The 14,565-nt window shown below is 66.9% G+C and carries 11 protein-coding genes and 2 tRNA genes; 7 read left to right on the forward strand and 6 right to left on the reverse strand.

Translation table 11 applies throughout. The features are described 5' to 3' along the window. The first annotated feature begins 87 nt into the window (after window positions 1-87). Genes ACTAQI_RS10695 through ACTAQI_RS10715 form a run of 5 tightly spaced genes read left to right on the forward strand, consistent with a single transcriptional unit; the run spans window position 88 to window position 8,163 of the window. Window positions 88-3,798, forward strand: coding sequence for a nitrate reductase subunit alpha (locus ACTAQI_RS10695; RefSeq protein WP_457950936.1), 3,711 nt, complete (start codon window positions 88-90; stop codon window positions 3,796-3,798). Continuing rightward, complete coding sequence (narH, locus tag ACTAQI_RS10700; protein ID WP_457950937.1) at window positions 3,798-5,492, forward strand: nitrate reductase subunit beta; 1,695 nt, start codon at window positions 3,798-3,800, stop codon at window positions 5,490-5,492. The genes ACTAQI_RS10695 and narH overlap by 1 nt, the downstream gene beginning before the upstream one ends. Further along, window positions 5,489-6,109 carry a nitrate reductase molybdenum cofactor assembly chaperone gene (narJ, locus tag ACTAQI_RS10705; protein ID WP_457950938.1) on the forward strand — a complete coding sequence of 207 codons (621 nt, stop codon included), beginning with the start codon at window positions 5,489-5,491 and terminating at the stop codon, window positions 6,107-6,109. The genes narH and narJ overlap by 4 nt, the downstream gene beginning before the upstream one ends. A 2-nt stretch (window positions 6,110-6,111) precedes the next feature. Continuing rightward, entirely contained in the window at window positions 6,112-6,909 is a 798-nt protein-coding gene (gene narI / locus ACTAQI_RS10710) for a respiratory nitrate reductase subunit gamma (protein ID WP_457950939.1), read from the forward strand. Window positions 6,910-6,942: 33 nt separating this feature from the next. After that, a complete protein-coding gene (locus ACTAQI_RS10715) occupies window positions 6,943-8,163 on the forward strand; it encodes an MFS transporter (protein WP_457950940.1) in 1,221 nt (406 codons plus the stop codon). Here the strand turns inward: ACTAQI_RS10715 and ACTAQI_RS10720 are convergent. Both ACTAQI_RS10720 and ACTAQI_RS10725 read right to left on the reverse strand, forming a co-directional pair. Next, window positions 8,148-8,702, reverse strand: coding sequence for a dihydrofolate reductase family protein (locus ACTAQI_RS10720; protein WP_457950941.1), 555 nt, complete (start codon window positions 8,700-8,702; stop codon window positions 8,148-8,150). The genes ACTAQI_RS10715 and ACTAQI_RS10720 overlap by 16 nt on opposite strands. A gap of 39 nt (window positions 8,703-8,741) precedes the next feature. Beyond that, entirely contained in the window at window positions 8,742-9,401 is a 660-nt protein-coding gene (locus ACTAQI_RS10725) for a helix-turn-helix domain-containing protein (protein WP_457950942.1), read from the reverse strand. Window positions 9,402-9,493: 92 nt separating this feature from the next. Here ACTAQI_RS10725 and ACTAQI_RS10730 point away from each other — a divergent pair, with 92 nt between their 5' ends. Then, window positions 9,494-9,946, forward strand: a complete 453-nt coding sequence (locus ACTAQI_RS10730; protein ID WP_457950943.1) for a nuclear transport factor 2 family protein — start codon at window positions 9,494-9,496, stop codon at window positions 9,944-9,946. Beyond that, complete coding sequence (locus ACTAQI_RS10735) at window positions 9,943-10,839, forward strand: SDR family oxidoreductase (RefSeq protein WP_457950944.1); 897 nt, start codon at window positions 9,943-9,945, stop codon at window positions 10,837-10,839. Before ACTAQI_RS10730 ends, ACTAQI_RS10735 begins: the two co-directional genes overlap by 4 nt. Window positions 10,840-10,846: 7 nt before the next feature. On the opposite strand, the gene yidC is transcribed toward ACTAQI_RS10735, so the two are convergent. From yidC to ACTAQI_RS10755, 4 genes are all read right to left on the reverse strand, one after another. After that, entirely contained in the window at window positions 10,847-11,635 is a 789-nt protein-coding gene (yidC, locus tag ACTAQI_RS10740; protein WP_457950945.1) for a membrane protein insertase YidC, read from the reverse strand. A 91-nt stretch (window positions 11,636-11,726) separates the two neighbouring features. Beyond that, window positions 11,727-11,800 (reverse strand) — tRNA-Met (locus ACTAQI_RS10745). A gap of 60 nt (window positions 11,801-11,860) precedes the next feature. Next, window positions 11,861-11,932, reverse strand: a tRNA-Thr gene (locus ACTAQI_RS10750). A 298-nt stretch (window positions 11,933-12,230) separates the two neighbouring features. Further along, entirely contained in the window at window positions 12,231-14,330 is a 2,100-nt protein-coding gene (locus tag ACTAQI_RS10755; RefSeq protein ID WP_457950946.1) for a DEAD/DEAH box helicase, read from the reverse strand. Window positions 14,331-14,565: the final 235 nt, after the last annotated feature.

Here is a 14,565-nt window from a genome sequence, read left to right on the forward strand (position 1 = left end):
CCGGCACCCGCATGCAGAAGCCATCTGGCTTTGAACAGGGCCTTTATGCCCTACTAGGGGTTTCCGGCACCCACCTAGCTTGGGGGCATGGCTGCCGGACCCCATGCGGGGTTAGATGGACCCGCATCAGAAGCAATGTTGAAGCTGGGCCGTTTCTTCACGAGGTGGGACCAGACGGACGACGGCAGGGCGGTGTTCCGGGAAGGCGGCCGCAAAGGTGACATCTTCTACCGCGACCGCTGGAGCCACGACAAGGTGGTCCGTTCCACGCACGGGGTGAACTGCACCGGCTCCTGCTCCTGGAAGGTGTACGTCAAGGACGGCATCATCACCTGGGAGTCGCAGCAGACGGACTACCCGTCCGTTGGGCCCGACAGCCCTGAGTATGAACCAAGAGGCTGCCCCCGCGGGGCGGCCTTTTCCTGGTACACCTACTCCCCCACCCGCGTGCGCTTTCCGTATGCGCGGGGCGTCCTGGTGGAGATGTACCGGGAGGCCAAGGCCCGGCTGGGCGATCCCGTGCTGGCGTTCGCCGAAATTGCCGCCGACCCGGAGAGGCGCCGCCGCTACCAGCAGGCCCGCGGCAAGGGCGGCCTGGTGCGCGTGTCCTGGCAGGAAGCCATCGAGATTGCCGCGGCAGCCCACGTGAACACCATCAAGACGTACGGCCCGGACCGCTGCGCCGGCTTCTCGCCCATCCCGGCCATGTCCATGGTGTCCCATGCGGTGGGGACGCGCTTCATCCAGCTCATCGGCGGGGTGATGACGTCCTTTTATGACTGGTATGCCGATCTTCCCGTCGCCAGCCCGCAGGTGTTTGGGGACCAGACCGATGTTCCCGAATCCGGAGACTGGTGGGATGCGCGCTACCTCATGATGTGGGGCTCCAACGTTCCGGTGACCCGCACGCCGGACGCACACTGGATGACCGAAGTGCGGTACCGCGGCACCAAGGTGGTCACTGTCAGCCCTGACTACGCGGACAATACGAAGTTCGCCGACGAATGGCTTCCGGCGCAGGCCGGCACCGACGCCGCACTGGCCATGGCCATGGGCCACGTGATGCTGAAGGAATTCTTTGTGGACCGGCAGGTTCCGTTCTTCACCGACTACGTGAAGCAGTACACGGACCTGCCCTTCCTGGTCAGGCTGGAGAAGACCGACGACGGCGCCCTCACGCCGTCTAAATTCCTCACCGCCCTTGACGTCCCGGGTGAGTCCACGGCTGAGGACGCGGCGTTCCGCACTGTCCTGTTCGACAAGGCGGCCAGCCGGCCGGCCGTTCCCAACGGCTCCATGGGGTTCCGCTATTCGGCAAGCGGTGAAGGCAAATGGAACCTGGACCTTGAGGAAATCGAGCCCGCCCTGTCCCTCCGCGAAGTGTCCGGGGAGAGCGCCGAAATCCTGCTCCCTTGCTTCGAGGACGCCGGCGGCGAAGGCAGCGTCCTGCGCCGGGGTGTCCCGGTCATGGAGGTGGATGGCCACCTGGTGACCACCGTGTTCGACCTGATGCTGGCCCAGTACGGCGTGGGCAGGGAAGGCCTGCCCGGCAAGTGGGCGGCAGGGTATGAAGACGCTTCCACCCCCTACACGCCGGCCTGGCAGGAGGAGATCACCAGCGTTCCGGCGCAGGCGTGCATCCGGGTGGCACGGGAATTCGCCCGCAACGCGGAGCAGTCACAGGGCCGCTCCATGATCATCATGGGGGCCGGCATCTGCCAGTGGTTCCATGGCGACACCACTTACCGGGCGGTGCTGGCCCTGGTGATGCTCACCGGCTGCATGGGCCGGAACGGCGGGGGCTGGGCGCACTATGTGGGGCAGGAAAAAACCCGGCCCGTCACCGGCTGGGTGTCCCTGGCCAATGCCCTGGACTGGTCACGGCCGCCGCGGACCATGATCGGCACCGGCTACTGGTACATGCACACGGACCAGTGGCGGCAGGATGGCTATTCGGCCGACGCCCTGAAATCGCCGCTGTCCACCGGAACGCTGGACGGCATGCACACAGCGGACGCCATCGCCCAATCCGCCCGGCTGGGCTGGATGCCGTTCTACCCCCAGTTCGACCGCAACCCGCTGGACGTGGCGGATGAGGCGGAGGCCGCGGTCGCCGCCGGGACCGCCGCCGACATGCCGTCCTACATTGCCGATTCACTGAAGAACCGCTCCCTCAATCCTGCCATCGAGGACGTGGACGCACCCCGGAACTGGCCGCGGACCCTGGTGCTGTGGCGGTCCAACCTGTTCGGCTCCTCGGCCAAGGGCAACGAGTACTTCCTCCGCAACCTGCTGGGAACCCACAACAATGTCCTGGGTCCGGACAGCGCCGAGGAGCTCAAGCCCCGGGACGTGGCCTGGCACCAGGAGGCGCCGGAGGGGAAGCTGGACCTCCTGGTCTCCGCCGACTTTCGGATGACGTCCACCACGCTGCTGTCCGACGTCGTCTTCCCCGCCGCCACCTGGTACGAAAAGCATGACCTTTCCTCCACGGACATGCACCCGTTCGTGCACGCGTTCAGCCCCGCGATCGACCCGCCGTGGGAAACCAAGACGGACTTTGACACCTTCCACCTGCTGGCCCGGGAATTCTCCCGCCAGGCCAGGACGCACCTCGGAGTCCGCCGGGACCTGGTCAGCGTCCCGCTGCAGCACGACACCCCGGGCCAGCTCGCCCAGCCCGGCGGACGGGTCCGGGACTGGCGGGACCCGGACATCCCGGCGGTGCCGGGGCAGAACATGCCCGTCTTTTCCGTCGTGGAGCGGGACTACACCGCCATCGCGGACAAGCTCGCCGCCGTCGGGCCCCTGGCGGACAAGCTGGGCTTCACCGTCAAGAACGTCACCTACAAACTCGACGGCGCGCTGAACCGGCTCAGCCACTCCAACGGGGTGATGCTGGGCGGCGCCGCGGACGGGCGCCCGGCGATGGACACCGACGCGAAGATGGCGGAGGCGATCCTGGCGTTCTCCGGCACCACCAACGGCGCATTGTCCGTCCAGGGCTTCAAGGACCTGGAGGTCCGCACCGGCGTGAAGCTGGCAGACCTGGCCGAGGGCTCTGAGGAAAAGTTCATCACCTTCGCCCAGACCCAGGCGGGCCCGGTCCCGGTGATCACGTCCCCGGAATGGTCGGGCTCCGAAACCGGCGGGCGGCGCTACGCCCCGTTCACCATCAACGTCGAACGGCTCAAGCCCTTCCACACCCTCACCGGCAGGATGCACTTCTTCCTGGACCACGACTGGATCACCGACATCGGCGAAGCCCTCCCCATCTACCGGCCGCCGCTGGACATGCACCGGCTGTTCGGCGAGCCCCGGCTCGGCTCCGACGGTGCCATGGAGGTGACCGTCAGGTACCTGACACCGCACTCGAAGTGGTCCATCCACTCCGAATACCAGGACAACCTGCTGATGCTCTCCCTCTCCCGCGGCGGCCCAACGGTCTGGATGAGCCCTGCCGACGCCGACGCGATCAAGGTCCGGGACAACGACTGGGTGGAATGCACCAACGTCAACGGGGTCCTGGTGGCCCGCGCGATCGTCAGCCACCGCATGCCCGCCGGTGTGGTCTACGTCCACCACGCCCAGGAGCGCACCATCGACGTGCCGAAGTCAGAGGCAACCGGCCGACGCGGCGGCATCCACAACTCGGTGACCCGGCTGCTGGTGAAACCCTCGCACCTGGCCGGCGGCTACGCACAGCTGGCGTACGCCTTCAACTACCTCGGCCCCACCGGAAACCAGCGCGACATGGTGGCCACCGTGCGCCGCCGCTCGCAGGAGGTGCAGTACTGATGCGTGTGATGGCCCAGATGGGCATGGTGATGAACCTGGACAAGTGCATTGGCTGCCACACGTGCTCCGTGACCTGTAAGCAGGCATGGACCAACCGTGCCGGCATGGAGTACGTGTGGTTCAACAACGTGGAGACCCGGCCCGGGCAGGGCTACCCCCGCCGTTATGAGGACCAGGACCGATGGTACGGCGGCTGGACCCTGAACCGGCGCGGCAACCTGGTGCTGAAGGCCGGCGGCAGGGTGAAGAAGCTGTTCGGTATTTTCGCCAGCCCCGTCCAGCCCGAACTCAAGGACTACTACGAGCCGTGGACCTACGACTACAAGACCCTGGTGGACGCACCCCTGGGCGACGACTTCCCCGTGGCCCGGCCGAAGTCCCTGATCACCGGGGAAGACACCAAGATCACCTGGTCCGCCAACTGGGACGATGATCTGGGCGGCTCCACCGAGCACGGGCATCTGGACCCGATCGTGGAGAAGATCCGGCGCGAGTCCGAGGACAAGATCAAGTTCGCCTACGAACAGACCTTCATGTTCTACCTGCCCCGGATCTGCGAGCACTGCCTGAACCCGTCCTGCATGGCGTCCTGCCCGTCCGGCGCGATCTACAAGCGGGTGGAGGACGGGATTGTGCTGGTGGACCAGGACCGGTGCCGCGGCTGGCGCCAGTGCGTCACCGGCTGCCCGTACAAGAAGATCTACTTCAACCACAAGACCGGCAAGGCCGAGAAGTGCACGTTCTGCTACCCGCGGGTGGAGGTTGGCCTGCCCACCGTCTGCTCCGAGACGTGCGTGGGCCGGCTGCGCTACCTGGGATTGTTCTTGTACGACGCCGATGCCGTCACCGCGGCGGCGTCGGTCACCGACCCGCAGGACCTCTACGACGCCCAGCTGGACGTGCTGCTGGACCCCAATGACCCCCGCGTCCAGGCCGAGGCCCGCGCACAGGGCATTCCCGAGGACTGGCTTGACGCCGCCCGCCGTTCCCCCGTCTATGCCCTGGCCAAGGTCTACAAAGTGGCCCTGCCGCTGCATCCGGAGTACCGCACTATGCCCATGGTCTGGTACGTGCCGCCGCTCTCCCCCGTGGTGGACCTGCTGCGCGACCAGGGCCACGACGGCGAGGACACCGGCAACCTGTTCGGCGCCATCGACGCCCTGCGGATCCCGGTGGAATATCTCGCCGAGCTCTTCACCGCCGGGGACACGGAGCGGGTCACGGCCGTGCTGCGGAAGCTCGCGGCCATGCGTTCCTTCATGCGGGGCATCAGCCTGGGCGAAGACCCGGACGAGTCCATCCCGGAGTCCGTGGGCATGGACGGGCAAAGCATGTACGACATGTACCGGCTGATGGCCATCGCCAAATACAGCGAGCGCTACGTCATTCCCACCGCGCATGTGGAGCAGGCCCACGACCTGGAGGAGCTGGGCTGTTCACTGGACTTCGACGGCGGACCGGGCATGCAGGATTCTGCACCGTTTGGCGAGGCGAGCGGGAGGCCCGTCCCGGTTGCGGTGGATACCTTCAACGCCCTGCGCGACCGCCAGACCACCGACGAAATAACGGCCGGAACCAGCCTGAAGGGCAGGGTGAACCTGCTGAACTGGGATGGCCGCGGCGCCCCGCCGGGACTCTTCCCGGACAGGGGCCCTGAGCCGGACACCCTGGCCGGCGCCGAGGACCAGCCATGAACCGCCGCCACCAGGTGGTCTACCTCGCCGCGGGCTGGTGCCTGTCCTATCCGAATGGGGAACTGGTGGAGCGGGTTCCGCTTGTCCGGGCCGCACTGTCCGAATTTCCCGGAGCCCTGCCGGAGTTCGCGCCGGTGCTGGACCTCCTGGAGGGCACCCCGCCCATGGAACTGCAGGCCCAGTACGTCCGGGAGTTCGATCTCGGCAGGCGGCATGCCCTGCATTTGAGCTACTGGACGGACGGGGACACCCGCCGCCGCGGCGAAGTGCTGGGCTTCTTCAAGGAGGCCTACCGGCACAGCGGCGTCCTGGTGGACCTGGACGGGGAACTGCCCGACTACCTGCCCATGGTGCTGGAATTCGCCGCCCGGGTGGATGGGGTCGCGGGGCGCGAACTGCTGAAACGCTACCGCGCCAGCCTGGAAATGCTCCGGCTCGGGCTGCTGCGGGACAACCTGCCGCACGCCCGGATCCTCGCGGCCGTGTGCGCCACGTTGCCGGGAAAGTCACCCCAGGACGAGCAGGAAGTGATGCGGATGGCCGGATACGGTCCACCCACCGAAAGTGTGGGACTGGATCCCTATGACCCGCGGCTGCTGCCTGTCAGGAGGTCCTGAGCATGCGGGCACTCGGGGTGGCGCTGGAGACGGAGCCAGGAGCCGCCGTCGTCATAAATACCTGGGACACCATCCTGTGGGGCGTCCTCCCGTACGTCATGGCGGTGGTGCTGGTGGGCGGGCTGGTGTGGCGCTACCGGTACGACCAGTTCGGCTGGACCACCCGGTCCTCCCAGCTCTACGAATCCCGGCTCCTGCGGATCGCCTCCCCGCTGTTCCACTTCGGGCTGCTGGCCGTCATCGCCGGGCACTTCTTCGGCCTGGTGATTCCCATGGCCTGGACCGCGGCGGTGGGCATGAGCCAGGAGTTCTACCACTTCAATGCCCTGCTGGTGGGCGGCATTGCCGGGGTTGCGACGCTGGGCGGTATCGCGCTGCTGGTCTACCGGCGGCGCACCACCGGGCCTGTCTTCATGGCCACCACCAAGAATGACAAGACCATGTACGTGGTGCTGACCGCGGCGATCGTGTTTGGCCTGTGGACCACGCTGGCCAGCGTTTTCGAAGGCGAACACGGGCACAACTACCGGGAAACCGTGGCGCCGTGGTTCCGATCGCTGTTCATCTTCCAGCCGGACATCGCGGCGATGGCGGCCGCGCCGTTCTCCTTCCACCTGCACACCCTGGTGGGGATGGCGCTCTTCGTCATCTGGCCGTTCACCCGGCTGGTGCACGCCTTCACCGCGCCGCTGCACTATTTGTTCCGCCCGTACATCGTCTACCGGTCGCGGGACAAGGAGACCAAGGGCAGGGGCTGGTCCGCCGTCGGCACCCCGGACAGGGATACGCGCAACCGCTGACACGCGGTGCGTTTTGGATAGTGAGGAGCGGCAGTGGCCGGAACAACATCGACGCCAGGCACCGGCCGGGCACTGAACCTGGCGCTGGCGACGGCGGCGTCCGTGGCGGGTTTCTGGGCGTGGAACTCGGTGGCCACGCTGGGCGCGTTCTACACGCAGAACCTGGAGCTGACGCCGGCCGCCACGGGCATCCTGGTGGCCATGCCGGTGTTTGTCGGTTCGCTGGGACGGATCGTGGTGGGCACCCTCACGGACAAGTACGGCGGCAGGGCCATGTTCACCTTCGTGCTGCTGGCCGCCATCCCGCCCATCCTCCTGGTGTCCGTGGGAGGCCTCGTCAGTTCCTTTGCGCTGGTGCTGGGGGCCGGGCTGCTGCTCGGTGTGGCCGGGACCGTGTTCGCCGTCGGCATCCCGTTTGTCAGCGCCTGGTATGAACCCGCACGCCGCGGCTTCGCCACCGGCGTCTTTGGCGCGGGCATGGGCGGGACCGCGCTGGCGGCCTTCCTGAATCCCCGGCTGGTGGCCGGGATCGGATACTTTCAAACGCACCTGCTGATCGCCGGGGTCCTGGCCGTGACGGCGTCGCTGGTCTGGTTCGCCATGAAGGAATCGCCGGGCTGGGCACCGAACCACGCGCCGGTGCTGCCCAAGCTCCTGGACGCCGCCAGGATGACGGTCACCTGGAAGATGTGCTTCCTGTACGCCGTGGTCTTCGGCGGCTTCGTCTCCTTCGCCACGTACCTGCCCACCTACCTGCGGGACGTCTACAGCTTCGACCCCGCCGGCGCCGGCGCCCGGACGGCCGGGTTTGCCCTTGCCGCTGTCCTTGCGCGCCCCGTGGGAGGGGTACTCGCGGACAAGCTTGGCCCCAAGCCCGTGGTGCTCGTGGCGCTTGCCGCCGTCGCCGTCCTGGGCTGGGTGGTGAACCTGCGGCCCGACGGCGAGGTCCCGGCAGGTGCCACGTTCGTTGCCATGGCAGCGGCGCTGGGGCTGGGGACGGGCGGCGTGTTTGCGTGGGTCGGCGTCCTGGCCCCGGCGGGAAAAGTGGGCAGCATCAGCGGCATCGTGAGTGCCGCCGGCGGTTTGGGCGGCTACTTTCCGCCGCTGGTCATGGGCGCAACCTATGACGCCGCGACCCGCAGCTATTCGATCGGGCTGCTCCTGCTGGTGGGCACGGCCCTGGTGGCCGTGGTGTTCACCCTGTTCGCGGTCCAGCCCAGGGCCGGGACGGCAGCGGTTCAGCGGGCACGGTAACGCAGGTACACCACCCCGTTGCCGAACCGGCGCTGGTCCAGCAGCTCCAGCCGTGCCTGCAGCCCGTCCGGCAGGAAGCGCAGGCCGCCGCCCACGGCCACCGGGTTGATGAACAGCTGGCACTCGTCCACCAGCCCGGCTTTGAGGGCGTGCGCCGCGAGGGTGGGTCCGCCGATGCTGATGTCCCTGCCGCTGTTTCTTTTGAGGTCCTGCACCGGCTCCGGGCGGAACTGCCGCTCCAGGCGGGTCCTGGGCGTGGCGGCGCTGTCCAGTGATGTCGAGTACACCACCTTGTCCGCTCCCTGCCAGATGCGCGCGTAGTCCTGGATTACCGGCGGATCTTCGGAAGTCCCCATGGTTTCCCAGACGGACATCACCTCATACATCCGGCGGCCAAGCAGGTAGGTGCCCACATCCCGCTCCAGGTCATTGACGAAGGCGTGCACTTCCTCATCCGGCGCGGACCAGTCGAAGTTGCCGTCTTCGTCTGCGGTGTAGCCGTCGATGGACATGATTGCGGAGTAGATCAGCTGCGCCATGGGCCCATTCTGCCGGTGCGGGGCAGATTCCGCACCACCTCAGAGCAGGTTCGCAGCGAGAGTCCTGGCGATGAATGTGCCGTAGCGTTCGGCGGACCATTCCCGCTTGATCACCAGGGTCTCGTAGAGTTCGGCGGCCGTTGAGGTGAACATGACGTCGGCAGCCTCGGCCGTCGTGAGGCCGGGCCGGAGGAGCCCCCTGCCCACCAGCTGCCGCGCATTGTGCAGCATCCGGCGGTAACGGGCGTCGTCCACGTCACGCAGCAGTGCCGCCATGGAAGCGTCCCCGCTGGCCGCTGCGTCCCTGATGAGAAGGTAGACCGGGGCGCCGATGGGACTGATCTCCGTGGTGAACCGGCCGAACCGCTCCATCAGGCGTACTGGATCCGTCTCCGTTGTCTGGGCGAGATCGGACCTCTGCTCGGCCGGCGCACCGCCGGCGCCGAGGAGGCTCTCCTCGTAGATGGCGCGGACCAGCCCCGCCTTACTGCCGAAGTTCTTGTAGACCGATTCGGCGGACACCCCGGCAGCGCGCGCAATCTCCGCAATCGTCGTCGCCCCAAATCCCTGTGCGAGGAACAGCTTACGGGCGTGCGTCCGGACGCTGTGCAGCGACTCCGCAGCGAGCTGCCGGCGCCGCCGTGCATCGTAACTTCGCCTGGCGGGGCGTCTCCCGGAGGCATTGACTGGGCCCTGCATACGGTCTTAAACTCCAATCAATACAGCTAACTGTATTGAAATAAATCTAACAGGTCACAGCCTCGCCCGGCGAGGCACCAAGGAGCTTTTCCATGGACACGCCAGACGGCGTGGACCGCCTCCCCGACGGCCCTGTGCGCCGAATGTTTTCCGCAACACAGCGGCGCGACCTCGAAGCCATGATGGCCGAGTTCGCAGACGACTACGTCAATATCACCCCCAACCACCCGGCCCGCAGCTTTACCGGAAGCGCGCAGGTGCGGAAGAACTGGTCCGCAATGTTCGCAGGGATCCCGGACATGACCGTGACAGTGCTGGACTCGGCAACCGGTACCGGCGGCAAGGTATGGGTCGAATGGGGATCGCGCGGCACCCGCCTCAATGGCAGCGCCGTCGAGCAGGCCGGCGTGGCAATCTTCAGCGTCCGCGGCGAGCGGATTGCGGCTGTCAGGTTCTACCTGGAGCCTGTCGAAAGGGATACGGCGGATGTGAATGCCGCGGTCCAGGCTGTCACCGGAGCCGGCCCGGAAGGAGCACGGCCATGATTTTACTGGTAGGGGCAACGGGTGACCTGGGCGGCCGGGTGGCCTGGCTGCTGCGTGAATCCGGGCAGGATGTCCGCTGCCTGGTCCGGCCCACCACTGATGATTCTCCGCTCCGGGCGATCGGCGCTGAGACTGTCCGCGGCGACCTCACCGACCCCGCAACGCTGGCACCTGCGTGCAGGGGCGTCGAAACGGTGATTGCCACGGCAACAGCGATCACCCGCCGCTTTGCGCGGACCAGTTCCGCCACCATTCGGGACGTCGACGAAGTGGGCATGGGCCATCTGGTTGATGCCGCGGAGGCCGTCGGCGTGCAGCGCTTTGTCTACCTGTCCTTCCCGATCGGCAGCGCCAGCCTCCGGACCCCGCTGGAACAGGCCAAGCTCGCCATTGAGCGGCGCCTGGCGAACTCCCCCATGCGGGCCGTGGTGGTCCGTTCCGACGGCTTGCAGGAAGTCCAGCTCAGCCGCGCCGCACGGTTCGACCTCGCGGCAGGTAAGGCAGCCGTCATCGGCAAAGGTGACACCCGTCGTCGGCTGGTGTCCACCGGGGACATTGCCGCCCTCGTCGCCGCCGTAGCGCTGGAGCCCGATCCGCCTGCACAGATCGACGTGGGCGGACCCGAGCCGCTGACCAAGAAAGAGATCATTGGGCTGGCAGGGGAACTGGCCCACCACCCGCTGAAGGTGCAGCACATGCCGCGCCCCGTGGCGCGGCTGCTTACGCTCATGTTGAAACGCAGAAACGACGCCATGGCTTCCGCGCTGGGCGTCGGGTTGTCTTCGGATATCGAGGAGGCCACCTGGGATGACAAGCCCCTCCGCCAGCGTGGGATCAACCCGAAGTCTGTCAGCGCGTTCCTCGCGGAGCAGGCCCGGGCCTACGGCGCCTGAAACGGGCTTACCGCTCCCGGGACACAAGGAACTGTTGCCCCAGCGTCCAGAGGTTGGAGACTGTCCAGTAGACCAGGACGCCAATGGGAAAGAAGATCCCGCCCATGCCGAAGACCACCGGCAGGACATAGAGGAGAACCTTCTGCTGGCGCATCAGCGGGCTGTCGCTGTCCTGCCCGGCCATGGTCCGTCCCGCCACAAGTTTCTGGGTGAGGAACTGGCTGGCGATCATCACCAGGATCATGACGACGGCGAGCACGGCCACGGCAGTGGCGTCACCTCCGCCGTGCAGCAGCGAGGCGGACAGCGGCGCCCCGAAGATGCTGGACGTATCGAACTGGACCACCTGGTCGTGGCCCAGGGTTCCAATGCCTTCACCCTGCCGGGCGGCGTTGGAGATTCCGGACAGCACCTGGAAGAGGGCAAGGAAGAACGGCGCCTGGATCAGCAGCGGCAGGCACGCGGAGAACGGGTTGGTGCCGTGCTTCTTGTACAGGGCCATCTGCTCCTGGGCCAGGGCCTGCCTCGAGGCCTGGTCCGTCCGGCCCTTGTACCTGTCCTGGAGCTCTTTCAGGTCCGGCTGCAGCAGCCGCATCCGGCGCTGGGCCCGGACCTGCGCCAGGAACACCGGAATCAACGCCGCGCGGATGACCAGCACCAGCCCGATAATCGACAACGTCCAGGTCAAGCCATCCCCCGGCGGCATGCCCGCCGCGCCGAGCCAGTCATGGAAAGCCACCATGATGGCGGACACCAGCCACCGGAACGGCTCCATCACCGCCGTGAAAAAGTCCACCGAATCCCCCATCCGCAATTGCTGCCAAGCTACTGCGGATCCGGGAAACAGGAAAGCCCCCGGAATCCTTGGATTCCGGGGGCTTAGCCTGTAGCGGTGGGGAGGCTCGATCTCCCGACCTCACGATTATGAGTCGTGCGCTCTAACCAACTGAGCTACACCGCCACGAATGAGAAAAACCTGCGTCAAGCCGGTCAAACCGCCTTGACGCAGGCCCTCATTCAGAGCCCCCCACCGGAATCGATCCGGTGACCTCGTTCTTACCAAGAACGCGCTCTACCACTGAGCTAGGGGGGCAACGAGTAAATACTCTACCGGAAGATTTACGCACCAACAAATCGGCGTCCGGGGCGGCCCCGGGACCCTGCGGCACGTCTTTTTCCGGCCCGCTCACGCCGGGTTTTCCGCGGATTTCCGGGGCTGGAAGGGCCATGGACAGCAGTGCGGACGACGGCGGGAAGCACCTTTTGGGGTCCCCGCACCGCCGCATTGGGACTGGAATGTGGCGAGTCCCACACCCGTGCGGTTAAACGCCGATGGGCCGGCTCGAAAGCCGGCCCATCGCCGTCGTCAATTCCTCACCGTGAGGGGTGGTTTACCACTTGCCCTTGCGGTTGAAGTCGCGGTGTCCGCTGTCGCCGCCGCTGCGGGGCTTGCGGGAGCCGTCGCCGTGGCCGCCGAAGCGGGAGTCGCCTGACTGGCCACGGTCGCTGAAGGAACGCTCGCTGTACGAACGGCCGCCGCGGTCAGCCGAGGACCGCTCGCCGTCGTTCTTCCGGAATTCCTTCTTGAACCCGCCGCTGCCCTTGAAGTTGCCGCCCCGGTCGCCGCCACGGCTGCCCTGGTAGGCACCCCGGTCACCGGAGGGCTTGCGGCCGTTGTCCAGCTCGAGGTGGATCAGCTCGCCGCCGATCCGGGTGCGGGACAGCGCCTTCAGCTGCTCGGGGCTCAGGTCCGCGGGCAGCTCCACCAGGGAGTGGTCCGAACGGATGTCGATGCCGCCGATCTGCGCGGACGAAATGCCGCCCTCGTTGGCGATGGCGCCCACGATCGAGCCCGGCATGACCCGCTGGCGGCGGCCCACGGCGATCCGGTAGGTGGCATTGCCCTCGGTCAGTGCACGGGTAGGCCCACGGGAGCCGAAGCCGTCCTTGGACCGCTCGCGCTTCTGGAACTCGGGAGCCGCGGCCAGTTCCTTGACCAGGAGCGGCTGGCCGCCCTGCGCCATGACCGCCAGGGCCGCAGCAATCTCGGCAGCGGGAACGTTGTGCTCTTCTTCGTAAGACGCAATGAGGTCGCGGAAGGCCGCAACGTCCTCGGAAGCGAGGGTCTCGGTGATCTTGTCTGCAAACTTGCCCAGGCGCAGCGAGTTGACCGTCTCGGCAGTAGGCAGGTGCATCTGCTCCACCGGCTGGCGGGTGGCCTTCTCGATGGAACGCAGCAGGTACTTCTCACGCGGCGTCATGAACAGGATCGCTTCGCCGGAGCGGCCGGCACGGCCCGTGCGGCCGATGCGGTGCACGTAGGACTCGGTGTCGTGCGGGATGTCGTAGTTGATGACATGGCTGATCCGCTCGACGTCGAGCCCGCGGGCGGCGACGTCGGTGGCGACCAGGATGTCGATCCGGCCTTCCTTCAGCGCGTCAACGGTGCGCTCGCGCTGCTGCTGCGGGATGTCGCCGTTGATGGCGGCGGCCTGGAATCCGCGGGCGCGCAGCTTGTCAGCCAGGTCCTCGGTGGCCATCTTGGTGCGGACGAAGGCGATGACGCCGTCGAACTCTTCCACCTCAAGGATGCGGGTCATGGCGTCCAGCTTCTGCGGACCCATGATCTGCAGGTAGCGCTGGCGGGTGTTGGCACCGGTGGTGGTCTTGGACTTGACCTGGACCTCGGCGGGATTGTTGAGGTACTGCTTGGACATCCGGCGGATCTGGCCCGGCATGGTGGCGGAGAACAGCGCAACCTGGCGGTCCTCGGGGGTCTGCTGGAAGATCTGTTCCACGTCTTCGGCGAAGCCCATGCGCAGCATCTCGTCAGCCTCATCCAGCACCAGGTACTGGAGTTCGGACAGGTCCAGGGAACCCTTGGAGATGTGGTCGATCACGCGGCCGGGGGTACCCACAACCACCTGGGCGCCGCGGCGCAGGCCGGCGAGCTGGGGACCGTAGGCGGAACCGCCGTAGACGGGCAGCACGGTGAAGTCATCGATGTGCTTGGCGTAGGAGGTGAACGCCTCGGCGACCTGGAGGGCCAGCTCACGGGTGGGGGCCAGCACCAGGGCCTGGGTCTTGCGGGAGGGGCCGTTGAGGTCGTGGAGCTCGGCCAGGCGGGACAGTGCCGGCACTGCGAATGCTGCAGTCTTGCCGGTACCGGTCTGCGCCAGGCCCACCACGTCGCGGCCTTCCAGCAGCAGCGGAATGGTGGCTGCCTGGATGGGGGACGGCTTTTCGTACCCAACATCCTGCAGGGCGGCCAGGACGCGGCCGTCGATGCCGAGATCGGCGAACTTGACGGTGTTGTCGTCTTCGTCCGCGGCGGGGGCAGCCGCGGCAGGAGCCTCAGCAGCGGGAGCCTCTGCGGCGGGGGCGGTTGCGGGAGCCTCGGCAGCAGCCGCGGGGGCGGTTACGGGAGCCTCGGCAGCAGCCGCGGGGGCGTCCTCAATAACAGCGGTGGTTTCGTTCTGGTTTTCGGGCATAGGGAGTTATTCCTCATCCATAGGGGGCCAGGCGGCACAACCCGAGGTGAGCGGAGCCGCAGTACACGTGCCGATGGTGCCGGGCAAACGTTGACCGGCCGGTCACAGAAGTCCGGCGCTTTCGCAATCCCGTGGCAGGACTTCGCGCTGCATCTCTTGGCTGCTATCCCAGCAGTCTGTACAGCGTTTTCTTTAGCCGGCTCTCCCTATGAAAATGCCCGCATCGCTTGCGCGG

Source organism: Pseudarthrobacter sp. alpha12b (genome assembly GCF_054130495.1).